Origin of the sequence: Candidatus Leptofilum sp., from assembly GCF_965223525.1 — a bacterium.
Lineage (GTDB): Bacteria > Chloroflexota > Anaerolineae > Promineifilales > Promineifilaceae > Leptofilum.
In genome coordinates this window covers 191,599-212,727 of sequence record NZ_CBDCWX010000004.1, presented here as the reverse complement: position 1 = coordinate 212,727, position 21,129 = coordinate 191,599, and the positions used below count along the sequence as shown (strand labels likewise).

At 52.3% G+C, this 21,129-nt stretch carries 24 protein-coding genes; 22 read left to right on the top strand and 2 right to left on the bottom strand.

Annotated elements, in window-relative coordinates; all coding sequences use genetic code 11:
* The first annotated feature begins 118 nt into the window (after window positions 1-118).
* The 13 genes from mutS (at window position 119) to dnaN (ending at window position 10,058) form a co-directional block, all read left to right on the top strand.
* Window positions 119-2,731, top strand: coding sequence for a DNA mismatch repair protein MutS (gene mutS, locus ACOQPM_RS01105; protein ID WP_420627380.1), 2,613 nt, complete (start codon window positions 119-121; stop codon window positions 2,729-2,731).
* Window positions 2,732-2,828: 97 nt separating this feature from the next.
* The gene (locus ACOQPM_RS01100) at window positions 2,829-3,032 is read left to right on the top strand and encodes a hypothetical protein (protein WP_420627379.1); all 204 of its coding nucleotides are present in this window, start codon (window positions 2,829-2,831) and stop codon (window positions 3,030-3,032) included.
* Between the two features lie 202 nt (window positions 3,033-3,234).
* Window positions 3,235-3,711: a hypothetical protein gene (locus tag ACOQPM_RS01095; RefSeq protein WP_420627378.1), complete on the top strand. Its 477-nt coding sequence runs from the start codon at window positions 3,235-3,237 to the stop codon at window positions 3,709-3,711.
* A 10-nt stretch (window positions 3,712-3,721) separates the two neighbouring features.
* Window positions 3,722-4,132 (top strand): DUF6157 family protein, encoded by a 411-nt coding sequence (locus ACOQPM_RS01090; protein WP_420627377.1) that lies wholly within the window; start codon window positions 3,722-3,724, stop codon window positions 4,130-4,132.
* Between the two features lie 15 nt (window positions 4,133-4,147).
* Window positions 4,148-4,546 carry a VOC family protein gene (locus tag ACOQPM_RS01085; RefSeq protein ID WP_420627376.1) on the top strand — a complete coding sequence of 133 codons (399 nt, stop codon included), beginning with the start codon at window positions 4,148-4,150 and terminating at the stop codon, window positions 4,544-4,546.
* A 34-nt stretch (window positions 4,547-4,580) separates the two neighbouring features.
* Window positions 4,581-5,696, top strand: coding sequence for a WD40/YVTN/BNR-like repeat-containing protein (locus tag ACOQPM_RS01080; RefSeq protein WP_420627375.1), 1,116 nt, complete (start codon window positions 4,581-4,583; stop codon window positions 5,694-5,696).
* Window positions 5,693-5,989 (top strand): MoaD/ThiS family protein, encoded by a 297-nt coding sequence (locus ACOQPM_RS01075; RefSeq protein ID WP_420627374.1) that lies wholly within the window; start codon window positions 5,693-5,695, stop codon window positions 5,987-5,989. The genes ACOQPM_RS01080 and ACOQPM_RS01075 overlap by 4 nt, the downstream gene beginning before the upstream one ends.
* 81 nt (window positions 5,990-6,070) lie before the next feature.
* Entirely contained in the window at window positions 6,071-6,607 is a 537-nt protein-coding gene (locus ACOQPM_RS01070) for a DUF1697 domain-containing protein (RefSeq protein WP_420627373.1), read from the top strand.
* Between the two features lie 46 nt (window positions 6,608-6,653).
* Window positions 6,654-7,196, top strand: coding sequence for a DinB family protein (locus ACOQPM_RS01065; protein ID WP_420627372.1), 543 nt, complete (start codon window positions 6,654-6,656; stop codon window positions 7,194-7,196).
* A 72-nt stretch (window positions 7,197-7,268) separates the two neighbouring features.
* A complete protein-coding gene (locus ACOQPM_RS01060) occupies window positions 7,269-7,745 on the top strand; it encodes a VOC family protein (RefSeq protein WP_420627371.1) in 477 nt (158 codons plus the stop codon).
* A gap of 28 nt (window positions 7,746-7,773) precedes the next feature.
* Entirely contained in the window at window positions 7,774-8,232 is a 459-nt protein-coding gene (locus ACOQPM_RS01055; RefSeq protein WP_420627370.1) for a DUF1579 family protein, read from the top strand.
* A gap of 5 nt (window positions 8,233-8,237) precedes the next feature.
* Window positions 8,238-8,792, top strand: a complete 555-nt coding sequence (locus ACOQPM_RS01050) for a GrpB family protein (protein WP_420627369.1) — start codon at window positions 8,238-8,240, stop codon at window positions 8,790-8,792.
* A gap of 132 nt (window positions 8,793-8,924) precedes the next feature.
* The gene (gene dnaN / locus ACOQPM_RS01045; protein ID WP_420627368.1) at window positions 8,925-10,058 is read left to right on the top strand and encodes a DNA polymerase III subunit beta; all 1,134 of its coding nucleotides are present in this window, start codon (window positions 8,925-8,927) and stop codon (window positions 10,056-10,058) included.
* Between the two features lie 171 nt (window positions 10,059-10,229).
* On the opposite strand, the gene ACOQPM_RS01040 is transcribed toward dnaN, so the two are convergent.
* A complete protein-coding gene (locus ACOQPM_RS01040; RefSeq protein WP_420627367.1) occupies window positions 10,230-10,445 on the bottom strand; it encodes a cold-shock protein in 216 nt (71 codons plus the stop codon).
* A 239-nt stretch (window positions 10,446-10,684) separates the two neighbouring features.
* Here ACOQPM_RS01040 and ACOQPM_RS01035 point away from each other — a divergent pair, with 239 nt between their 5' ends.
* The 3 genes from ACOQPM_RS01035 (at window position 10,685) to ACOQPM_RS01025 (ending at window position 14,646) form a co-directional block, all read left to right on the top strand.
* A complete protein-coding gene (locus ACOQPM_RS01035; protein WP_420627366.1) occupies window positions 10,685-11,695 on the top strand; it encodes a lysylphosphatidylglycerol synthase transmembrane domain-containing protein in 1,011 nt (336 codons plus the stop codon).
* Window positions 11,692-13,035 (top strand): NAD(P)/FAD-dependent oxidoreductase, encoded by a 1,344-nt coding sequence (locus ACOQPM_RS01030; protein WP_420627365.1) that lies wholly within the window; start codon window positions 11,692-11,694, stop codon window positions 13,033-13,035. Before ACOQPM_RS01035 ends, ACOQPM_RS01030 begins: the two co-directional genes overlap by 4 nt.
* A gap of 165 nt (window positions 13,036-13,200) precedes the next feature.
* Window positions 13,201-14,646: a UDP-glucose dehydrogenase family protein gene (locus tag ACOQPM_RS01025; RefSeq protein WP_420627364.1), complete on the top strand. Its 1,446-nt coding sequence runs from the start codon at window positions 13,201-13,203 to the stop codon at window positions 14,644-14,646.
* Window positions 14,647-14,662: 16 nt separating this feature from the next.
* On the opposite strand, the gene ACOQPM_RS01020 is transcribed toward ACOQPM_RS01025, so the two are convergent.
* Entirely contained in the window at window positions 14,663-14,821 is a 159-nt protein-coding gene (locus tag ACOQPM_RS01020) for a hypothetical protein (protein ID WP_420627363.1), read from the bottom strand.
* Here ACOQPM_RS01020 and ACOQPM_RS01015 point away from each other — a divergent pair.
* The 6 genes from ACOQPM_RS01015 (at window position 14,804) to acpS (ending at window position 21,128) form a co-directional block, all read left to right on the top strand.
* Window positions 14,804-16,087 carry a M16 family metallopeptidase gene (locus ACOQPM_RS01015; RefSeq protein WP_420627362.1) on the top strand — a complete coding sequence of 428 codons (1,284 nt, stop codon included), beginning with the start codon at window positions 14,804-14,806 and terminating at the stop codon, window positions 16,085-16,087. The two genes, ACOQPM_RS01020 and ACOQPM_RS01015, sit on opposite strands and share 18 nt — an antisense overlap.
* Complete coding sequence (locus ACOQPM_RS01010; RefSeq protein ID WP_420627361.1) at window positions 16,084-16,656, top strand: hypothetical protein; 573 nt, start codon at window positions 16,084-16,086, stop codon at window positions 16,654-16,656. The genes ACOQPM_RS01015 and ACOQPM_RS01010 overlap by 4 nt, the downstream gene beginning before the upstream one ends.
* A gap of 96 nt (window positions 16,657-16,752) precedes the next feature.
* On the top strand, window positions 16,753-18,540 hold the full coding sequence (locus tag ACOQPM_RS01005; RefSeq protein ID WP_420627360.1) for a chloride channel protein: 1,788 nt from the start codon (window positions 16,753-16,755) through the stop codon (window positions 18,538-18,540).
* An 82-nt stretch (window positions 18,541-18,622) separates the two neighbouring features.
* Window positions 18,623-19,318, top strand: a complete 696-nt coding sequence (locus ACOQPM_RS01000) for a class I SAM-dependent methyltransferase (RefSeq protein ID WP_420627359.1) — start codon at window positions 18,623-18,625, stop codon at window positions 19,316-19,318.
* 85 nt (window positions 19,319-19,403) lie between these two features.
* Window positions 19,404-20,678: a M16 family metallopeptidase gene (locus ACOQPM_RS00995; RefSeq protein ID WP_420627358.1), complete on the top strand. Its 1,275-nt coding sequence runs from the start codon at window positions 19,404-19,406 to the stop codon at window positions 20,676-20,678.
* An 81-nt stretch (window positions 20,679-20,759) separates the two neighbouring features.
* On the top strand, window positions 20,760-21,128 hold the full coding sequence (acpS, locus tag ACOQPM_RS00990) for a holo-ACP synthase (protein ID WP_420627357.1): 369 nt from the start codon (window positions 20,760-20,762) through the stop codon (window positions 21,126-21,128).
* Window position 21,129: the final 1 nt, after the last annotated feature.

Below are 21,129 nucleotides of genomic sequence, written 5' to 3'. Positions count from 1 at the left end.
ATCATCGCTATGCTTGCAAACTGCAAATGCGTTGGGCAGACCCAAAGGGTTTGTCTTAAATCAATTGGTACCTGATACCATCAAACCCTTTGGGTCTTTCGAGTCTTATGGAGTAAGCATGGCCAAAAGCAAAGTCACCCCCAGCCGTCAGCAATATTTAGACATTAAGGCACAGCACCAGGATGCGGTTGTCTTTTTTCGGCTGGGCGACTTTTACGAGACGTTTGACGACGATGCCAAATTAGCGGCCGAAGAGCTGGATTTGGTGTTGACCAGCCGACCACAGGGCAAAAACCAGCGCACGCCAATGGCTGGCGTGCCCCACCATGCTGCTGAAGGATACATCGCCCGGCTCATTGCCAAAGGGTACAAGGTTGCCTTGTGTGAGCAAATTGGGGATTCGTCCCAAATTAAGGGGCTGATGCCGCGTGAAGTGGTGCGCGTGTTTACGGCTGGCACGGTCATCGAGCCGGGGATGCTGGATGCGGGGCGAAATAATTATTTAACGGCCGTTCTCCTCGAAAATAATCGCGTGGGTCTAGCCTATGCCGATGTGACCACTGGGGAATTTGTCACCACGCAATTTAACGGCCATCGCCGCCTCACAGAAGAGCTTGCCAGACTCGACCCCGCCGAACTGCTGCTGCCAGACAGTGAGCTTGCCTTCAATGGTGAGGCCAAAGCGATCAGTCGCCTGCCAGATTGGCGCTTTGAAGAAGTCAACGCCCGCCAAACGCTGCTGCGCCACTTTGGTGTTGATTCACTCTCCGCCTTCGGCTGCGAGGGCAAATCATTGGCAACGCGAGTAGCTGGGGCGATATTGTTTTACCTACAAGAGACGCAAAAGGGTGCCGTGGGGCAAATTCAGCGGCTGGCGACGTACAGCGTCGAGGGCTTCATGGCGCTGGACACGGCCACCCGACGCAATTTGGAATTGACGGAATCGCTGGGTGGCGAACGCAGTGGTTCGCTGCTGAAGGTGCTGAACAAAACGGTGACGCCGATGGGGGCGCGTTTGCTGCGAGACCGAATTTCTCGACCTTTGTTGGATGTTGGGGATTTGAACGGCCGTCTCGACCAGGTAGACACATTTTTTAACGACGCCCTGCTCCGCGCCGACCTGCGTGCCACGCTCAAAGGGCTGCCCGATTTGGAGCGACTCACCAACCGCGTCCTCAGTGGCAAGGCAACGCCGCGTGATCTTGAGAATATTGGTGCGGCGTTGGCGGCTATTCCAGTTATCGGTAATCAGTTATCGGTAATCAATGATCAGTCATCGGTAAACGGTAAACAGTCTTCAGTCTCCAGTCTCCAATCTCTAATCTCCAATCTCGATAGATGCCGCGAAGCCGCCAGCGTGATTGAACAAGCCATCGCGCAGGATGCACCGCCCAATTTGAACAAGATGGGCGTGATTCGCCCGGGCTTTTCGGCGGAGCTGGATGGCGTCATGAACTCATCTGCCCATGCGCGGCAGTGGGTGGCGGAACTAGAACCGCGCGAGCGGGAGCGAACCGGGATTTCTTCGCTGAAAGTCGGCTTCAACAAGGTGTTTGGCTACTATCTGGAAGTGACACGCGCCCACAGCGACCGCGTGCCAGAAGATTACATCCGTAAGCAAACGCTCACCAATGCAGAGCGGTACATCACCCCCGAGCTAAAAGAGTACGAAACGCTCATCCTCAACGCAGAGGAGCGCATTTTGCAGATTGAGCGGCGGGTGTTTAGCGAAGTTTGCCAACAGTTGAGCCAATATGCCCAGCGGCTGCTTCAAACAGCCAACGTGCTGGCCAAGCTAGATGTGGCCTCTGCCCTGGCGGAAGCGGCGGCCATGCAGGGGTACGTCCGGCCTATCTTGACGAATGAGAACAGTTTGTGGATTGAAAACGGCCGTCATCCCGTCGTTGAACAATCCCTGCAAATGGAACGATTTGTACCCAACCATGTAAAAATGGACGCCAACGAGCGCATCCAGATCATCACTGGACCCAATATGTCTGGCAAAAGCACCTATCTGCGGCAGGTTGCCCTCATCGTGCTGATGGCGCAGATTGGTAGCTTTGTGCCTGCTGACAGTGCCGAAATCGGGCTAGTGGATCGCATCTTCACCCGCATTGGCGCGCACGACGAGCTGCACGCCGGACGCAGTACCTTCATGGTAGAGATGGTGGAAACGGCCGAAATTCTCAATCATGCCACCCACCGCTCACTGCTCATTCTGGACGAGATTGGGCGGGGCACCAGCACCTACGACGGCCTAGCCATCGCCTGGGCCATCATCGAATATTTGCACAACCATCCTCGCCTCAAGCCACGCACCCTCTTTGCCACCCATTACCACGAACTTGTTGGTCTGGCCGATCTGCTGCCGCTGGTGAGCAACTACAACGTCGCCGTGGCCGAGGAGGGAGACAAGGTGATCTTTTTGCACCAAATTGTGCCTGGTGGCGCGGATCAAAGCTACGGCATCCACGTTGGGCAACTGGCAGGCTTGCCGCGCGATGTGATTAACCGCGCCAATGAGATTTTGCTGGAATTGGAGGAACATGCGCCGACAACGGCCGTTGAACCCAGCCGCCTAAACAATGTACAGCAAATGGCCCTCTTCCCCGAATCCAGCCCCCTGCTGGACGAGCTAGAATCGCTCGACGTGAATACGATGTCGCCGCTGGAAGCCATCAACAAGCTGTACGAGTGGAAGCGGCGTTACGCAGATGGAAAAGATGATTAAACTTTGTCGGTCGTGCTCGTTTTTATGGTACGATGGGCTTGGTTATTTCGTATTGCGTATTTCGTAACATGATAGAGAAAGTTATTGGAGGTTTGGCATGATTCAAAAGAAAGAGAGTGCTCGTTCATCACTTTCCATTCGTGATTTTGGTTATTTGATTGCCATGATGATCCTGGGCATTTCGATTGGGCTGTTGCTTTACCCGGCACTTAGCTATCCCGCAGTTTGGCAATGGGGCGCAGCCTTTTTGGCTGTGATTCTAATGGCTCTTACAGCTCCTGCCCTGCGACGAAAGAAATAAGTTGGGAAACGGTCGTAACCACCCTTCCAAACTAACCTGAAAAAATGATAGACAAATTAGAAAATTTGTTCTATAATCCTCTCACCTTGCCCACACAACTCACCTATTTTCACACCTTCTCAACAACATCCGGGCAACCAACAAGATACACTTTCATTCTGATTCAATAAGTCCTTGCAAAAACACTCTCGGAGAAATAATTATGTCAAGCCAGATTGATGCTGATCTGTTCAAAAAAGCTCTCTATCTACTCCTGGATGAAACGTTCGACAATGTCCAGGGGATTTATTTGGACGGGGGCACCTCTATGTTTGAAACCTTAGCCACCATTTCAGCCGAAGAAGCATCCATTCCGGTAGGTGGCCAATGCGCCACGCTGGCGGCACAGGTGAAGCACACGGCATTTTACCTGGATGTGCTGGAGCAGAGAGTGCGAACCCAGCAGTTTGAGCCAGCTGATTGGGGTGAAATTTGGCGGGAGGTAACGGCCGTTTCCCCCCAACAGTGGCAAGAAATCCAAAACGAACTGCGGGACAGTTACAATCGCATCAAACAGCTCATCCACGACACCCCCGTCTGGCCTAACGAACGTGTAATTGGCGGAGCCATCGCCACAATCGTCCATACCGCCTACCACCTGGGCGAAATCCGCCAGGCAATGTGTACCCTGAAAAATTAGCGAGAGAAATATGCACTCTACAAACTATTTCAACACTTTAATCGAAATCGCCGAAGACAGTCCTGCCACCCAAGGCAACGTGCCACCAATCAAAGGCAACAAAAAATCCGTAGCAAACCTGCAATTTGAAATGTTGCATGAACATCCCTACGAATATACCTCTGACGACGTTTTGTTTGCCGTTTTTGCCACCAGAAAAGAGATTCCCAAAGAAAATTTAGCTGAACAGCGTCATCTCTTCTTCTCCAAAGGGCAGCCGTGCTTCCGAGCTTCGCCGCTCACCAAGCAGTACGGCTGGGGCGTTCACAGCAATGCCGATGGCAAAATTGCGATTTTCGGTGTGGAGTCCGAAGAATATCACCAACTTGTTGAAGACGTGACAGTGACAAAGAAAAAAGCGATGCGCTCAAAACGCGTATAGGTAAAGGACAAACCGATGCAACAGGTAGCCACATTTTTAATGTTTGAAGGCCAAGCAGAAGAAGCCATCAACTTGTACACGTCGCTGTTTGAGGAAACGGCCGTTTCCCACATCGATCGCTATGGAGCCAACGAAGATGGCGTAGAGGGAACCGTGCGCCTCGCAAAATTTACAATCAAAGACCAGCAGTTTATGTGTATAGATAGCAGCATCAACCACGGCTTTACTTTTACCCCCTCCATCTCCATTTTCGTCACCTGTGACAGTGAAGCAGAGATTGACCGATTATTTGCAGGCCTGTCGCACGACGGGCAAATTATGATGCCCTTGGCACCATACCCCTTTAGTGAAAAGTTCGGCTGGTGTGCCGACCGATTTGGTGTTTCCTGGCAGCTATCTTTAGAATTGAAATAACTGCCACGAGCAAAAAACAAGGAGAAAATAAAATATGAGCGGTGTACGCGTATTAGTAGGTACCAAGAAAGGTGCCTTTATTCTTACATCAGATGAAAAACGGCAAGATTGGGAAGTGAGCGGCCCCCACTTTGCGGGTTGGGAGATTTACCACATGAAAGGCTCCCGCGTAAACCCAGACCGCATCTACGTCTCCCAATCCACTGGCTGGTTTGGCCAACTCATCCAGCGCTCTGATGATGGCGGCAAAACGTGGGAAGCCATGAATAACGACTTCACCTATGACAATGACCCCGGCACCCACCAATGGTACGATGGCTCGCAGCATCCTTGGGAATTTAAGCGCGTCTGGCATCTAGAGCCATCTTTCACCGAGGCAGATACCGTTTATGCTGGCGTGGAAGATGCGGCTCTGTTCCGCTCCAGCGACGGCGGACAAAGTTGGCAAGAATTACCCGGATTGCGCGAAGTGAAAGGACATTTGTGGCAGCCAGGAGCGGGGGGTCTTTGCCTACACACCATCGTCCTCGACCCTAGCAACCCCAACCGCATCATCGTCGCCATTTCGGCCGCAGGCGCGTTTCGCACCGATGACGGGGGCGAAACCTGGCGGCCAATCAACAATGGGTTGGTCTCCCCCTGGGAAATTCCAGAAGAACGCGCTGATGTGGGCCATTGCGTTCACAACATCAGTATCCACCCGTCGCGGCCAGAGGTGTTGTTTATGCAAAAACATTGGGACGTAATGCGTAGCGACAACGGTGGCGAGCTGTGGCACGAAGTCAGCGGCAATCTGCCCAGCGATTTTGGCTTCCCTATCGCCGTTCATGCCCATGAACCAGAAACCATTTACGTGGTGCCCATCAAAAGCGACTCTGAGCATTATCCGCCGGAAGGCAAGCTGCGCGTTTATCGCAGCCGCACCGGGGGCAATGAGTGGGAAGCACTAACCAACGGCCTACCGCAAGAAAATTGTTATGTCAATATCCTGCGGGATGCGATGGCTATTGACACGCTTGAATCGTGCGGTATCTACTTTGGCACGACGGGCGGCCAGGTATATGCCTCAGCTGATTCTGGTGATAGCTGGAACGCGATTGCGCGAGACCTCCCTAAAGTTTTGTCTATCGAAGTACAAACGCTGCCATGATTCGCGTAACGTTACCGTTTCATCTGCGGAATTTGGCCAAGGTTGGCAAAGAGATTCAGCTTGAGCTGGATGGCCCAGTGACGCAACGGGCCATCCTGGATAAGCTGGAAGTGATGTATCCGGTGCTGCGCGGCACAATTCGGGATCACCAGACACACAAGCGGCGGGACTTCATTCGCTTTTTTGCTGCCGGGCAAGATTGGTCCCACGAAACGCCAGAAAAGCCGCTGCCAGAAACGATTGCAAATGGTACAGAGCCGTTCCGTATCATCGGCGCAATGGCTGGTGGGTAAAAAATTTATCCACAGATTTCGCAGATTAGGGATTAAAAATCTGTGTAATCTGCGAAATCTGCGGATTTTTCCTTGAAGCTGATGAATACAATTATTGCTTTATTACGGGGCATCAACGTGGGCGGCCGCAACAAGCTGCCCATGCGTAATCTGAAAACGATTTTGGCGGAGATTGGTTTGGTAAATGTGCAAACCTACATTCAGAGTGGCAACGTGGTTTGCCAAATCAATCGCACCGATTTGCCAGCCTTGGCAGAAGAAATTGGCGTGGCGATTGGTGAAAATCATGGCTTTGTGCCTCGGATTCTGTTGCTAACTGTGGCGGATTTGGAAACGGCCGTTGCCTACAACCCCTTCCCCACTACCGATGAACAATACAAAACCCTCCACTTTTACTTCCTGGAATCTGCGCCAACCAGCCCGGATTTGGCCAAGCTAGAATCAATTAAAAGCGAAAGTGAGCAGTTCAAACTGCTCGACAAAACGTTTTACCTGTACGCGCCTGAGGGAATCGGCCGGTCTAAGCTGGCTACAAAAGTAGAGCGCGCGTTAGGCGTGGCCGCAACGGCGCGTAACTGGCGCACGGTTAGCAAGCTATTGGAAATAGCAACGGCCTAATCAATGCCCAAAGTGGCAATAGCTCGTTCAAGCCGAGCAGAAGGAGATGTTGAACGTGGAAATACAACCCGAACCGACGATAGTCGAATTCGTTCGTTACAATCAATGGGCTAACCAGCAACTAATGACTGTCTGCATGAACCTCAACAAGGACTTGCTCACAGCCGACATTCGGGGTACGGCGGGTTCGATTCTTGAGACTTTCGGCCACATATTGCATGCAGAGGCTGGCTTTCTAAATCGGATTCACGGAACTGACCCACAGCCCGCTTTCAACAAATGGGAAGATGATCCTAGCTTAGAGCAGATGGCAACTTTTGCGGTTCAAGTGGGCGAGGCGTTTTTAGAGACGATAAAGCGCGTCTCCCCTACCGACAATGTGCATGAGGAGAATAACGGCTGGAAGTTTGATTACCAAGCGCGACTAATCTTCATGTCTCTGGCCTATCACGGCATTGCACACCGAACTGATATTACGACATTCCTCAACAGCCACGGTGTGACGTTGCCCGAGCTAGATGTCTGGGGGTATCAGGAGACATACCCCGACCGCTTTCAAGCTAAGCTGATAAAGGTAGCTAGCGATTGACCCATGTACCAATAATTCATCGCGTTACAGACGACATCAACGCTTAGATTTGCAATTTAGCGAGGAAAATACATGCAAAAAATCACCCCTTTTTTGTGGTTCGACACTCAGGCGGAAGAAGCAATTAACCTATACGTTTCTATATTTAACAATTCGAAAATCTTGGAAATAAATCGGTACGGCAAAGACGCGCCTTTTCCCGAAGGCACGCTTTTCACTGCCAGATTCCAGCTTGAAGGGCAAGAGTTTGTGGCCATGAATGCTGGTCCTCATTTCAAGTTCACTGAGGCAATTTCACTCTATGTAGATTGTCATTCGCAAGAGGAAGTAGATGCGCTGTGGACAAAATTGCTTGAGGGTGGTGGAGAGGAACAGCAATGCGGCTGGCTCAAAGACAAATTTGGCCTCTCATGGCAAATCATTCCCTCGGTGCTCATTGAGATGATGAATGATGAAGACCCTGTAAAAGCCCAAAAAGTTACTGAAGCAATGCTGCAAATGCAAAAGATTGAAATTGATAAATTGCAGGCTGCGTACAATCAGACCTAAGTAAATTTAAGCTCAAAGGAGATTAAAGGTGACTGTTTCAAAAGAGCTAATGTCCTTGACTGGAAATTGGCAAGGAACCAACCGCCTGTGGCTTGATCCTTCAGAACCGGCGCGTAAATCGGTGGCAACGGCCGTACTCCAGCCAACCGCAAAAGGTAAATTTGCCACGCTACATTACAGTTGGGCAGACGCAGGGCAACCCCAGGAAGGGTTACTCCTCTTTGGCGCCAACGGAGACCAAGTGGACGCTGCCTGGGTGGATTCCTGGCATATGCAGCATGTGATGATGTACTGCACCGGAGAGATACAGCCGGACGGCGGGATTTCTGTGCTGGGCAGCTATGCGGCCCCACCCGGCCCCGATTGGGGCTGGCGAATCACCATCCAACCGCTTTCCGAAGCACAATTTAAGTTCCTCATGCACAACATCACCCCTGAGGGAGAGGCAGCATTGGCCGTCGAGGTATTATTTGAGCGCAAACTATAAAATTCATGATTGTGATTGTGGCGTACAACGGCCGTTGGCCCCAGGAATTCGAGCAAATTAAAGCAAACTTGTCTGAAGCATTAGGCTCACTAGCCTTGCGGATTGACCACATTGGCTCCACATCCGTGCCGGGGCTGGGCGCCAAAGATGTGATTGACGTGCAGATAACGGTGGGCGCCCTCACGGAGGCTGCGCGGCAAGCATTGCTCACCGCCGGATTTCAGCAATTTCGAGAAAACGTAACCGATCACGTACCATCGGGTGAAGACCCTACCCCTGAAAACTGGCAGAAATTTTTGTTTGTGGAGCGTGCAGGAGAACGACGCGCCAACATTCATGTGCGCGTAGCCGGGAAACCGAACCAACACTATCCACTGCTCTTTCGTGATTATCTACGCGCCCATCCAAAATCAGCCGAGGCAGTAGAAATTATCAAACGCCAGTTAGCTAAACACCACGGTAACGACAAAGAAACCTACTACGACATCAAAGACCCCGTTTACGACCTGATTTGGGACGCTGCTCAGAGATGGGCAAAGTTTACAAATTGGTCTCTGTAAAAGCGCCTCAGAGCCCCTCTTTTACACCTGCAAAATCCACAAATATCATCTTGCCCATCCTGTCCCGTTCCTATATACTAGCTCCAGGCGCAACTGCGGGGTAATACAACAATACTTTAGAGAGGTGTGGCAATGAAGGTTTCCTGTCTGCAAGAAAATTTGGCAAAAGGGTTAAATATTGTTGGCCGAGCGGTAAGTACACGCTCCATGCTACCAGTTCTGGCCAATGTGCTGCTAGAAACCGACAACGGCCGTCTTAAACTCTCTGCCACCAATCTGGAAATTGTTATTACCGCCTGGATTGGCGCCAAAGTGGAAGAAGAAGGTGCTGTCACCGTCCCCGCCCGCACCTTTGGCGATTTAGTAGGCGCGTTGCCACAAGATCGCGTGGATTTGGTGCTAAATGAACAAACTCAGACGGTTCATGTAACGTGCGGCCGTACCGAAGCCAACATCAAGGGCATTGATGCACAAGAGTTCCCCCTGGTTCCTCAGCCCGATCAAGATAGCCGCATTCGGGTGGAAACGGCCGTGCTCAAGCAAATGATCAACCAAGTCGCCCTGGCTGCCGCCACCGACGACACCCGCCCCACCCTTACGGGCGTCTCCACCCATTTTGAAGAAAGTAAAATGCTCATGGCCGCCACCGACGGCTTTCGCCTCTCACTGCGCTCTGCCCACATTCCCGGCTTTGTAGAAAAACCCATTGACATCATTGTGCCAGCGCGGGCGCTAATGGAACTCTCCCGCATTGCCAGCGATGATAACGATGCCGTCTACATCTCCATGCCAGAGGGACGCAACCAAATTGTTTTTGACATGGACAACGTGGTACTCGTCTCTCAACTCATCAACGAAACCTTCCCGGATTACACCCCCATCATCCCAAAAAACAACCTCACCCGTACCGTTCTTAGCACGGCCGAATTCCGCAGCGCCTGCAAACGCGCCGAAATTTTTGCCCGTGAATCCAGCCACACCGCCCGCGTTCGCATCGATCCAGGAGACGAACTCAGCCCCGGTTCGGCCGTGATTGCCGCCACTAGCACAGAAACGGGCGACTCTGTAGCCCCCATAGATGCCGATGTAGATGGCGATCCCATCGAAATCGCCTTCAATGTTAAATACATGGCTGATGTTTTGAGCGTGATAGACACGCCACAAGTAGCCTTGGAAACCACCAATCCGATGGAGCCGGGCGTTATCAAACCGGTAGGCGATACCGACTTTATCCACATCATCATGCCCATGCACTTTGGCCGATAATTTTCAACAGAAATGAACTACCCCGCTGCAAGCAGACGAGGTACCAAAACCGAAAAAGATTCCATTCGCCATAAGTGGCGGCGTATTCAATCCCTTTAGGGTAAATAAACACGCACAAAAAAAGCGCACATCGTTTGATGTGCGCTTTTGGGTTGCAAGTTAGATATTGTGCTAATCAGCGATTCGGTTTACCTCTTGAGCCTGTAGCCCACGAGGCCCTTCTGCCACTGCAAATTCAACCCGCTGGCCATCTTCCAAAGAACGATAGCCACTGCCCTGGATGGCACTGTAATGAACGAAGATGTCACCACCTGCGTCCCGTTCAATAAAACCATACCCTTTGTCATTACTAAACCATTTTACAGTACCTGCTTCGCGTTCTGCCACGGTTACCTACCTCCTACAGTTGAACAGGGCAATTGCTTGTTACCAAGAAACTGCCAATAAAAACTGATAAAACGCTATCATAATTTTTTGCCGATGTCAAAACCCTGCAAAAAAAATTTGTCAGACGTCCACTTTGAGAGTGCTTGCAAGCACGTTAATTCAGGATGACAGGGTAAGGGTGCATGGTACAATTGCGGCTTTTGCTGCGGCATTGTGTAAAACTTCTGAGGTTATTTGCGTTGAAGAGAATTTATTTTTGGATCGGCGTTGCGATTAGCGCTGTTTTTCTTTGGTGGGCATTAAGCGGCCTGGATTTATCGGAAGTATGGCAAGACGTTCAGTCTGCTAATTATTGGTGGCTGCTGCCCGGCGTGGCGGTCTATTTTGTGGCAGTTTGGGCGCGAACTTGGCGCTGGGATTATATGTTACGGCCGTTAAAACATATCCCCCTCCGCAACCTATTCCCCGTCGTCGTCATTGGCTACATGGGCAACAATATTTATCCATTCCGGGCGGGCGAAGTGCTTCGTTCATACGTGCTGCGCCGCCGCGAAGAGGTGCCCATGAGTGCCAGCCTGGCAACCGTGATTGTAGAACGTGTATTTGACGGATTGGTCATGCTCGTCTTTGTTTTTGTGGCGCTTCCCTTTACCCCCATTCCGGGCGATGACGGATCAATTCGCTCGATTGTTATCACGGCCAGCATCCTTTTTTTTGTGGCGATGGTCATCTTTTTTGCCCTGGCTGCCATGCCAGACCGATTTTACGCACTGGCCGAGTGGTTGGGTGACAAATTTTTGCCGGATCGGTTGAAACGGCCGCTTCTCGACTTCCTGCAACGCTTCCTCACCGGGCTGGAATCGCTTCGCAGCTTCCAAAACGTCCTCATGATTTTCCTCACGTCCGTCGTGATTTGGTTACTAGAAACGGTGAAATATTGGTTCGTGATGCACGCCTTCAGCTTTGAAGTAAGCTTTTTTGCCCTGATGTTGATGAACGGCATTGTCAATCTAGCCACAACACTACCTTCTGCACCCGGTTACGTCGGCACATTTGATGGCCCCGGCATTGCCGTGCTGACGCTGTATGGCATTGAGCAGGGTCTGGCAACGGCTTACACCCTGGTGCTGCACGCAGCGCTTTGGCTGCCCATCACCCTGTTGGGCGGCTACTACATGCTCAAAGAAGGGCTTGGCTGGGCAGACTTTGGCCGCGCTGTGCAGGTAGCCGAGCAGGAGGCCGGCGCATGAAAATCGCCATTGTGGGTGCTGGATTGGCAGGGCTTTCTGCTGCGTATGATTTGCTGGCGGCTGGCCACGACGTGACGCTGTTTGAAGCTAGCAACCAGGTTGGTGGACTCGCCACCGGTTTTGAGGATGAAAATTGGGAGTGGCCGCTGGAGAAGTTTTACCATCACCTGTTTGAAACAGATGAAGCGATTATTGGGCTGGTGGAGGAGCTAGGAATTAGAGGAAAGCTATTTTTCCCCACGCCGCGCACCTCCATTCTGTACAACGGCAACATTTACCCATTTAGCAATCCGGTGGATTGGTTTAAGTTCCCTGGTTACAACATTTTTAACTTTTTCCGCTTTGGTGTGGTGGGGGCGTTTATTCGGTTTACCAAGTTTTGGCAGTATTTAGAGCAGCACACGGCCGTTTCCTGGACACGCAAGTTCTATGGCCAAAAAATTTATGATGTAAGCTGGAAACCGCTGCTTATTGGTAAATTTGGCGACTATTTCGATAAGGTAAACATGGCCTGGCTGTGGGCGCGGCTGTACGTGCGTAGCTTTAAGCTGGGCTATTTTGAGGGGGGCTTTCAGGCGTTTATTGATGTGCTGGAAACGGCCGTTACCCAACGCAGTGGCAAAATCTGCCTGAACAGCCCCGTGCAAAGCATCACACCCACTGATGACAATCGCCTCGCCCTGACCATTCATGGCCGGGCTGATGTGAACACGTTTGACGCTTGTTTGGTCACAACCTCGCCCAAACTGTTGAGCAAAATGGCACCCGCTTTGCCAGAAGATTACTTGGGGCAACTGCTAAAGCTCAAAAGTATGGGGGCTGTGGTACTGACGTTGGCTCTGAAACGGCCGCTCATGGCAAACAGCAACACCTACTGGCTCAACATCCCTGCCACCTCCCCAAACAAAAGCGAAAACGAACTCCCGTTCCTGGCCCTGGTGGAGCATACCAACTACATTGATCGGCAGCATTACGGGGGCGATCACATCGTCTACTGTGGCGATTATGTCAACCCGGATCACCCTTACATGACGATGAGCCAACCTGAACTAGAGCAGCTCTTCACCGATGCGCTTACAAAAATCAATCCAGCATTCAAACCAGAATGGATACGCAAAAGCTGGCTCTTCAAAGCCAGCTACGCCCAGCCCGTGCCGCTTGTGAACCATTCACAAAATATTCCCGCCCTGCAAACACCCATCCCCGGCCTTTACTTTGCCAGCATGAGCCAGGTGTATCCGTGGGATCGTGGCACCAATTTTGCCGTGGGAATCGGCCGTCGGGCAGCGACCTTGATAGCCAAAACGTTGCCTGAAAGTACAAATGTAAGTGTGACCTAATACCGTAAACTATGGTATTTTTGGAGCCAATTTGTGTTTGTGACGATTTAACAAAATGAAATAATCCTCAAAGTTTTACCAAGCCCTCCCCCACACACAATCCAGCAACTTCATTGTAAAACTTTGTAAGATTCTCAAATAATAACTGAATGAAGGAGTGTAAAAATGAAAATAATTGTTGTTGGTACTGGTTTTGTGGGATTGCCCCATGCGGCCGTTTTGTCGGAAGCGGGTCATGAAGTATACGCTTACGATATTGACCCCAATAAAATTGCAGCTTACCAAAGCGCAGACCCTGAACAAATAGAGCGATATGTGAACGAGCCAGGCTTGCCAGCCGCCATCGCCGACACCATTGACCGGTACCTCTTTTTCACCTCAGACATCAGCAACGTGGTGGAAGAAACTGATGTTTTTTATATGTGCATCAATACGCCACCGAACCGTGATGGTTCAACCGACCTCACCTATTATCTAAAAGCAGCCCATGACATCGCCGATTACCTGGCCAACCGTAAAAACCACAACCGCGTCGTTCTGGTAAATAAAAGCACCGTCCCCGTTGGCACCGCCCGTTTGCTCGAGCGTATCATGCACGAACATGGCGTAGAAAACTTTGGCGTTGCTTCAAACCCAGAATTTTTGGCGCAAGGCAACGCCGTGGACGGCTCACGCCGTCCCGACCGCATTGTGGTAGGTGCCGATACTGAGGAAGATTTCCAGATTTTGCGTCGCGTTTACTCCCAATTTGTAAACCATGTGCGGATTAAATACGTGGAGACCACGCCAGAAACGGCCGAAGCGATCAAATACATGGGTAACACCCTGCTACTCACTTACATCTCATTCTGGAATGGCGTGGGCGCGCGCGTAGGTGAAGCGCTGCCCAACGTCCGCATGGAAGATTTGAAACTGGGCGTCACGGCCGATAACCGAATCAGCACCTGGGGCTCCTATGTCAGCAATGGAGCTGGCGGTAGCTGCTTCGGCAAGGATATTCAATCACTCATTTACCAGCTAAACCAGGCTGGTTGCTCTACCGATTTGCTCCAGGCAGTCTATAACATCAACGAATACCAAAAGACCTACTTGATTGATCGCGCTGTGCATGAAGCGGATTTCAATTTCAACCAGAAAACGGTCGCTTTGCTAGGCTTGGCCTTTAAAAAGCGCACGAACGATATGCGCGATTCGGCTGCTCTGAAAGCGGTAGAAGCGTTGTTGAGCAAGGGCGTCAAATCCATCCGCGCGTATGATCCCCTAGCAATGGAAGCCGCTCAGGAATACTGGTTCAATCCAGAGAAAAACCATCTGTTTGAGCGCATTAGCTACCACAATACGGTTCAGGAAGCATTGGACGGCAGCGACGCGGTTTATATCTCGACTGATTGGGAAGAGTTCCGCGGCTTGTCTCGCACCATTGAGAAAGCGGTGAAGCCACCCTATCTGGTCATTGACGGCCGTCGCATGATTCCCGACTACAGCAGCCTGGTAGGGAAAGGGTATGACTATTTAGCAGTTGGTGCGGCCTTGATGGAACCTGAGGTGGAAACGGCCGTTCCATCTCCCAATGGCCTCGTAACTGAGAAAGAACTGGAAAAACAAGCGTAACGCCAAACCAACATTTTTAAGCATCCCAAACCTGCCAAATGAGGAAGTTTTCATTTGGCAGGTTTTTTTGCGTCTGGGTGGTAACGGCCGTTTCCCCATTCCTCCATCCATTGCTATAATCCCCCATCCTGCAAGGCGCAGCGACAAAGGATGCTTCATGACAAATTCGGTTCACAAAACAATCCTCAACAACGGCCTCACCGTTGTGCTGAAAGAGATGCACCACGCCCCCGTCGCCAGCTTCATGGTTTGGTACCGTGTGGGCAGCAGGCACGAAAAGCCGGGCAACACGGGCGCTTCCCACTGGGTTGAGCACATGATGTTCAAAGGCACGCCCACCTTCCCCAACGGCTCGCTAGATGGGCTGGTTTCCCGCGAAGGGGGCTTTTGGAACGCTTTCACCTGGGTTGATTTCACTACGTATTATGAAACGATGCCCAGCAGCAAAATTGACCTGGCCATTCAGCTAGAAGCAGACCGCATGGTAAACACGCTTATGACGCCAGAAGAGGTCGAATCAGAGCGCACGGTCATCATTTCTGAGCGGCAAATGTATGAAAACGATCCCAATTTTCAGCTCATGGAAGAGCTCACTTCAGCTGCGTTTCGGGTGCATCCCTACCATCATGAAGTGATTGGAGATATGGCCGATTTGCACAGCATGACCCGCGACGATTTGTACGGCCATTATCGGCGGCATTACGTGGCCAACAACGCCATCGTCGTGGTGGTTGGCGATTTTTCGCGGGCAGAAATGCTGGCAAAGATTGAAAACAAGTTTGGAAATCTACCATCTGGCCAGCCAGCCAATCCGATTATGCGGCAAGAACCGCCCCAAAAAGGGGAGCGACGCACCGTGGTGCAGGGGCCTGGCGATACTGCCTACCTCACCGTGGCATACCGCGCTCCGGCGGCATCCCATCCAGATTATTTGCCACTGGTGCTGCTAAATGCGGCGTTTGCTGGTGGCAGCAGCCTGGGCATGTTTGGCGGTGGCGGCAGCAACAAAAGCTCCCGCCTGTACAAAGCATTGGTCAACACAGAATTGGCAGCCAGTGCCTACGGCGGCCTCACGCCCACCAGCGATCCATTTTTGTACACGCTGAATGCGGTAGTGCAGGCAGGCCATTCCTTGCCCGAAGTGGAAGCCGCGTTGGCGGCAGAATTGGCACGCTTGGAATCAGAGCCCATCACCAAAAAGGAGCTGGCAAAAGCACTCAAGCGGGCCAAAGCGGAGTTTGTACTGGCTGGGGAAAGCATCACCGGGCAGGCACAGCTTTTGGGCATGACGGAGGCAGTCATTGGGGATTACACCTGGTATGAAACGGTGCTGGAGCGCCTGAACCAAATCACGTTGGATGATATTGAGCGGGTGCGGGCGACGTATTTACGGCCGTCTCAGCGCACGGTGGGGTGGTATAAACCAGAGGTGACAGGGTGAAAAAGTTGTTTCCAAGCATCATTTTGATGCTGCTGTTTATTGGTTGCAATATTCAAGAGGGCAATGGGCCAATTCAAACGATTGAGTTGGAGCAAGTTCTTCCAGCGACAACCGTACCAACAACGACCAATGAACCTGAAGTCGTTGAAGAAGCAACGGCCGTTCCACCCACACCACTTTCCTCACCAACGCCTGCCAACCAAGCTGACGCCGATGTGCTGTCTGTCTCTGCCACGGAAACGGCCGTTGGCCTGTGGACCTTCTCGGTAGAAGTGACCCATCCAGATACCGGCTGGGAAGATTACACCGACGGCTGGGACGTGGTGCTGCCAGATGGCACCGTTGCCAAAGCAAATCCCAACGACCCATTCACCCGGCTGCTGCTGCACCCGCACGAAAACGAGCAACCGTTCACCCGCAGCCAAAGCAACGTCCCCATCCCGCCAGAGGTAACAACCGTCACCGTGCGCGCCCACGATTTGGTGGATGGCTTTGGCGGGCAAGAGGTGGTGGTGGATTTAACGGCCGTTTCCGGTGAAAAATTTGAAGTAAACAGACTAAACCCGTAAAAAGCTACATATTTTGTCAGCAGTTTGAATCCTCTAAATCTGCGAAATCTTTGATTTTTATACTTTGAACAAGACCCATCAAACCTACCAGCAGCTATGAGATCAATCGCCAACGCCCTCCTGGACGCAATCAAGCATTTGAACATCGTCCGCAACCTGCCCAAATATTTCGATGAGGAAGAGCAGCGTCTGGCCATCCAGTCGGTCATCATTGGGGTGGTGGTTTGGGCAATTGTATTTAGTCTAAAAACGGCCGTTCACTGGCTGTTTGAAACGGTACTGCACTTTTTGGAAGATGGCCCTTCCCCCTGGCTACTCTTCATTCCCCTGCTGCTGGGTGCGCTCATTGTAGCCTGGCTGGCCCAGCAACGGCCGTCTACCCTCCACTACCGTGACAAAGAAGGCCACATCCACGAACTCAACGACATCGAAGGGGATGGTTTGGAACGCGCTATCTCCCTCTACTACACCTCAGAACCCTCCTTTGAGCAAGCTCTCACCGGACAAGAAGGTGTAGACGTGCGCTGGGAACTGCCCACCTTCACGCTTGCCATCCGCAAATTTTTAGCCACGCTGGTGACGTTGGGCAGCGGCGGCAGCGGCGGACTAGAAGCCAGCGTCACCCTCATCGGCGAGAGCGTCTCAGCAGGCTTGTTTAAGCCCCGGCAAATTACCCAAAGCAGCGGGCAGCAGCTTACCTGGCTGGCCCGCTTCTGGCGCTGGTGGCAGCCCGACAAAACCGACCATCTGCAAACCGCCCAGCTTAGTGGCATTGCTGCAGCTGTGGCCGTCCTGCTCGGCACCCCCTTTGCCGCCGCCTTCTTCGCCTCCGAGGTGATGTACCGCTACCGCCCCGTTATCGAAAAGCTGGTTTATTCACTCATTTCCGCACTGGTCGCCTTCTTTCTTACCGATTTGGTCACGGCGGGGCATCCAGTGCCATTTGAAACCGAGCGACTGTTTGTGCCAATCCTTGATTGGCGTTACTTTGGCGTTTTGCTGTTGCTGGGCATTTGCGTCTCGCTGGTGAGCCAATATTTTCGGCGGCTCCGCGCCAGCTTTGAAGATGGTTTCCACAAGCGCCAGCCAGACATTTGGCGGCGACACCTGCTGGGTGCTTTTGTTACCGGCGTCATCGCCCTGATTGTACATTATGCCACGCAATATTTTGATCTGACGGATCATGGTTTGGAACTGGTGCTTGGCCCTGGCGAATCGGTGGTAGATATGGCCTTTGCCGGGGAGTTGACCATTGCGGTGGCACTTATTGCTCTCATTGCCAAAATGCTGGCTACGCTTGCCACAATCACCTCTGGCGGATCGGCTGGACTGCTTGTGCCAACGCTCTTTTTTGGCACAATGATTGCCTCTGCCCTGGCCAACATTTTTAATTATGAACCGATGGTGCTCATCGTTCCGGCGATGGTCGGTAGCCTGGTCTCTATTGCCAACGTGCCGCTGGCTGCCATTTTGTTTGCCGTCGAGGCGTTTGGCTCCGTCTACATGGTGCCAGCTCTGGTGATGATGGTGATTGGCACCATTTTGGCGCATGAGCAAACAATTTACCGCACGCAGCGGGAAACCTACGAGAGCCGCCAAATTTTGCCCGGCGTCAGCGTTCGCCGCCTGTCCATCCCAGCAAGCTGGGAAAACCAAACGTTAATTGACCTTGATTTTCGGCGGCAGTTCGATTTGAATGTGATCGGCCTGGTTGAGTTTCATAGCGAAAACGGCCGTCCCCGCGTACGGCTCGGTACAGCATCATCAACCGTTCTGGAAGAAGGAGACACGCTTGTGGTTTTGGGCCGTGATGAAAAGCTGGCGGAACTGGAAGCGTTTTTGGAAGCTGAATACACAAAAGGAGAGGGGATCACTGATGGTTAATATTGCGTAGTGCGTAAACAAAGAATATACGCACTATGCAATAGTTCAAAATGAAAACCTGATTACCCCATTACAAACTAAAATGGATTTTAAGACAATTTACGCCACCAAAGCAGAAGCCTACGAAGCAATGATTGCCCCGGAAGATTATCAGGGGAATTTGCTACCTGCGCTGGAGCGGATACGGTCGTTTGCCCAACAACACGTTGTCGAATGGGGCGTAGGCACAGGACGGCTCACCTGTATGCTAGTCCCGCTGGTCGCCCACATTCACGCCTGCGACGGCTCTGCCCACATGCTCAGCGTGGCCGAGCGCAAGCTAAAAGCAGGCGGCTGGCAAAATTGGCAGCTTCACCACGCCGACAATGCCAATCTTCCCCTACCCAGCAACAGCGCAGACATCGCCATCGAAGGCTGGAGCTTTGCCCATGCCCGCGGCTGGTTCCCAGACAGTTGGCAGCAAAAAATCGGGCAGATGATCGCCGAAATGCAGCGCATCCTCAAACCGGGCGGCACCTTTATTTTGCTAGAAACGCTCGGCACTGGCTTTGAAGAACCCACGCCGCCCAATCCCCAACTGGCCGAACTGTACAATTGGTGGACCCAAACGTACCAACTCAACCACACCTGGATTCGCACCGACTACAAGTTCAACTCCCCCGAAGAAGGCGCCCATCTTACCCGCTTTTTCTTCGGCGACGAGCTAGCCGACCGCATCCTGGCCGACCAGATGATTATCTTGCCAGAATGCACTGGTATTTGGTGGGGCGCAGCGTGAATGTTATCATCCAGCGAGTGGCGAGTTTGCGAGTAACAGACAAACTCACCGACTCGCCTACTTGCAAACTGGCAAACTTGAAACTATGACTAACTCCCACAACTACCCCAGCAGCCAAACGATCCACCGGGAAACATTGCCCAACGGCATTACGGTGCTCGTTTATGAACGCCCCGGCTCTCAATCGGTGATGATTGAGGGATATTTGCCCGCTGGGGCGCTGGCGGAGTCACCAGAACAGAGCGGATTGGCTAACTTTACGGCCGTATCCCTCATGCGCGGCAGCCAAAACCACAGCTTCGACGATATTTACGAAAAGCTGGAATCTGTTGGCGCAGAGGTGAGCTTTAGCGGCGGCTACCATCTCACTTCCTTTTCAGCCCATGCCCTGGCTGAAGATGCCGATCTGCTGCTGAACCTGCTGGCCGATGTGATGCGCCAACCCACCTTCCCGGAGCCGCTGCTGAACCAGCTCAAGGGGCAAATTATCACCGGGCTGCAAATGCGCGCCAACGATACCCAGCAGATGGCCAGCCGTACCCTGCGAGAGCTGATTTACCCCAACCATCCCTACGGCCGTTCCCAAAATGGCTCTCTGCAAACCGTTCCCAGCCTAGGCGTGGCTGACGTGCAGAACTTTCACAAAAATTATTTTGGCCCCACCGGCATGGTTATCTGCATTGTGGGGGCATTAACGCCTGCCCAGGCCGTGGCCAAAGTATCACAGACGCTGGGCGATTGGGGCAACGAGGGACAGCTAACGATGCCTACACTGCCAAAGTTGGAAATGGTGAACGGCCGTTTCTACCATCACCACGTCATGCCAGACAAATACCAAAGCGACATCGCCCTCGGCCGCCCCGGCCCCACCCGCAACGCGCCAGATTATTTAGCCGCCAGCCTCATGAACACCGTCCTGGGCGTCTTTGGCATGATGGGGCGTATTGGCAAAAACGTGCGCGAGGCGCAAGGGTTGGCCTACTACGCCTACAGCAGCCTGCAAGGCGGGCTTGGCCCTGGTGCCTGGCTAGCCGCCGCTGGCGTTGCCCCAGACAAGGTAGAACAGGCCACCAACAGCATCCTCGACGAAATTACCCGCATCCAAAACGAACCCGTTCCCGCTGAAGAACTGGGCGACAGTCAGGCGTACCGCATCGGTTCCATGCCCGTCGGGCTAGAAACCAACAGCGGCATCGCCAATGTCATCACCGACATGGAGCTGTACGGCTGGGGGCTGGATTATCTGCTGGAATATCCAAACTTGGTACGCGCTATCACGCCAGAAGATGTGCAGGCTGCGGCGCAAAAATATCTCAGCACGGAGCATTTAGGTATCGCCGTCGCTGGGCTAGATATTTAGGAGCACCGGACTGGCAGTCCTGTGAGACAACAATTCAGTTAATTGAACCGAGGACTGCCAGTCCTCATAGATGAGAATGATATGTTAGCCGTTGGCGTAGATATGATCGAAATAGCTCGCATTGAGCGCGGCATTGCTCGCCACGGCGACCGCTTTTTGCGCCGCTTTTTTACGGCGCAGGAGATTGGATATTGCAACGGCCGTCTCCCCAGCCTGGCCGGTCGTTTTGCAGTTAAAGAGGCGGTAGGCAAGGCATTGGGAACAGGAATCGGCGATATTAATTGGACCGATGTGGAGGTGATGTGCGACGAACGCGGCAAGCCACAACTGCATCTGCACAATCGCGCTCACGAGTTGGCCAGCAGCAAAGGATTGGTACAGTGGGACATTAGCCTCTCCCACACAGACACCCACGCCATTGGTTTTGTGGTCGCGTTGGGTAAAATGTAAC

What these genes read in the sequence shown, in the direction of transcription:
- mutS (WP_420627380.1), top strand. Translation starts at nt 119, where the DNA reads ATGGCCAAAAGCAAAGTCACCCCCAGCCGTCAGCAATATTTAGACATT.
- ACOQPM_RS01100 (WP_420627379.1), top strand. Translation starts at nt 2,829, where the DNA reads ATGATTCAAAAGAAAGAGAGTGCTCGTTCATCACTTTCCATTCGTGAT.
- ACOQPM_RS01095 (WP_420627378.1), top strand. Translation starts at nt 3,235, where the DNA reads ATGTCAAGCCAGATTGATGCTGATCTGTTCAAAAAAGCTCTCTATCTA.
- ACOQPM_RS01090 (WP_420627377.1), top strand. Translation starts at nt 3,722, where the DNA reads ATGCACTCTACAAACTATTTCAACACTTTAATCGAAATCGCCGAAGAC.
- ACOQPM_RS01085 (WP_420627376.1), top strand. Translation starts at nt 4,148, where the DNA reads ATGCAACAGGTAGCCACATTTTTAATGTTTGAAGGCCAAGCAGAAGAA.
- ACOQPM_RS01080 (WP_420627375.1), top strand. Translation starts at nt 4,581, where the DNA reads ATGAGCGGTGTACGCGTATTAGTAGGTACCAAGAAAGGTGCCTTTATT.
- ACOQPM_RS01075 (WP_420627374.1), top strand. Translation starts at nt 5,693, where the DNA reads ATGATTCGCGTAACGTTACCGTTTCATCTGCGGAATTTGGCCAAGGTT.
- ACOQPM_RS01070 (WP_420627373.1), top strand. Translation starts at nt 6,071, where the DNA reads ATGAATACAATTATTGCTTTATTACGGGGCATCAACGTGGGCGGCCGC.
- ACOQPM_RS01065 (WP_420627372.1), top strand. Translation starts at nt 6,654, where the DNA reads ATGTTGAACGTGGAAATACAACCCGAACCGACGATAGTCGAATTCGTT.
- ACOQPM_RS01060 (WP_420627371.1), top strand. Translation starts at nt 7,269, where the DNA reads ATGCAAAAAATCACCCCTTTTTTGTGGTTCGACACTCAGGCGGAAGAA.
- ACOQPM_RS01050 (WP_420627369.1), top strand. Translation starts at nt 8,238, where the DNA reads ATGATTGTGATTGTGGCGTACAACGGCCGTTGGCCCCAGGAATTCGAG.
- dnaN (WP_420627368.1), top strand. Translation starts at nt 8,925, where the DNA reads ATGAAGGTTTCCTGTCTGCAAGAAAATTTGGCAAAAGGGTTAAATATT.
- ACOQPM_RS01030 (WP_420627365.1), top strand. Translation starts at nt 11,692, where the DNA reads ATGAAAATCGCCATTGTGGGTGCTGGATTGGCAGGGCTTTCTGCTGCG.
- ACOQPM_RS01025 (WP_420627364.1), top strand. Translation starts at nt 13,201, where the DNA reads ATGAAAATAATTGTTGTTGGTACTGGTTTTGTGGGATTGCCCCATGCG.
- ACOQPM_RS01015 (WP_420627362.1), top strand. Translation starts at nt 14,804, where the DNA reads ATGACAAATTCGGTTCACAAAACAATCCTCAACAACGGCCTCACCGTT.
- ACOQPM_RS01005 (WP_420627360.1), top strand. Translation starts at nt 16,753, where the DNA reads ATGAGATCAATCGCCAACGCCCTCCTGGACGCAATCAAGCATTTGAAC.
- ACOQPM_RS01000 (WP_420627359.1), top strand. Translation starts at nt 18,623, where the DNA reads ATGGATTTTAAGACAATTTACGCCACCAAAGCAGAAGCCTACGAAGCA.
- ACOQPM_RS00995 (WP_420627358.1), top strand. Translation starts at nt 19,404, where the DNA reads ATGACTAACTCCCACAACTACCCCAGCAGCCAAACGATCCACCGGGAA.
- acpS (WP_420627357.1), top strand. Translation starts at nt 20,760, where the DNA reads ATGTTAGCCGTTGGCGTAGATATGATCGAAATAGCTCGCATTGAGCGC.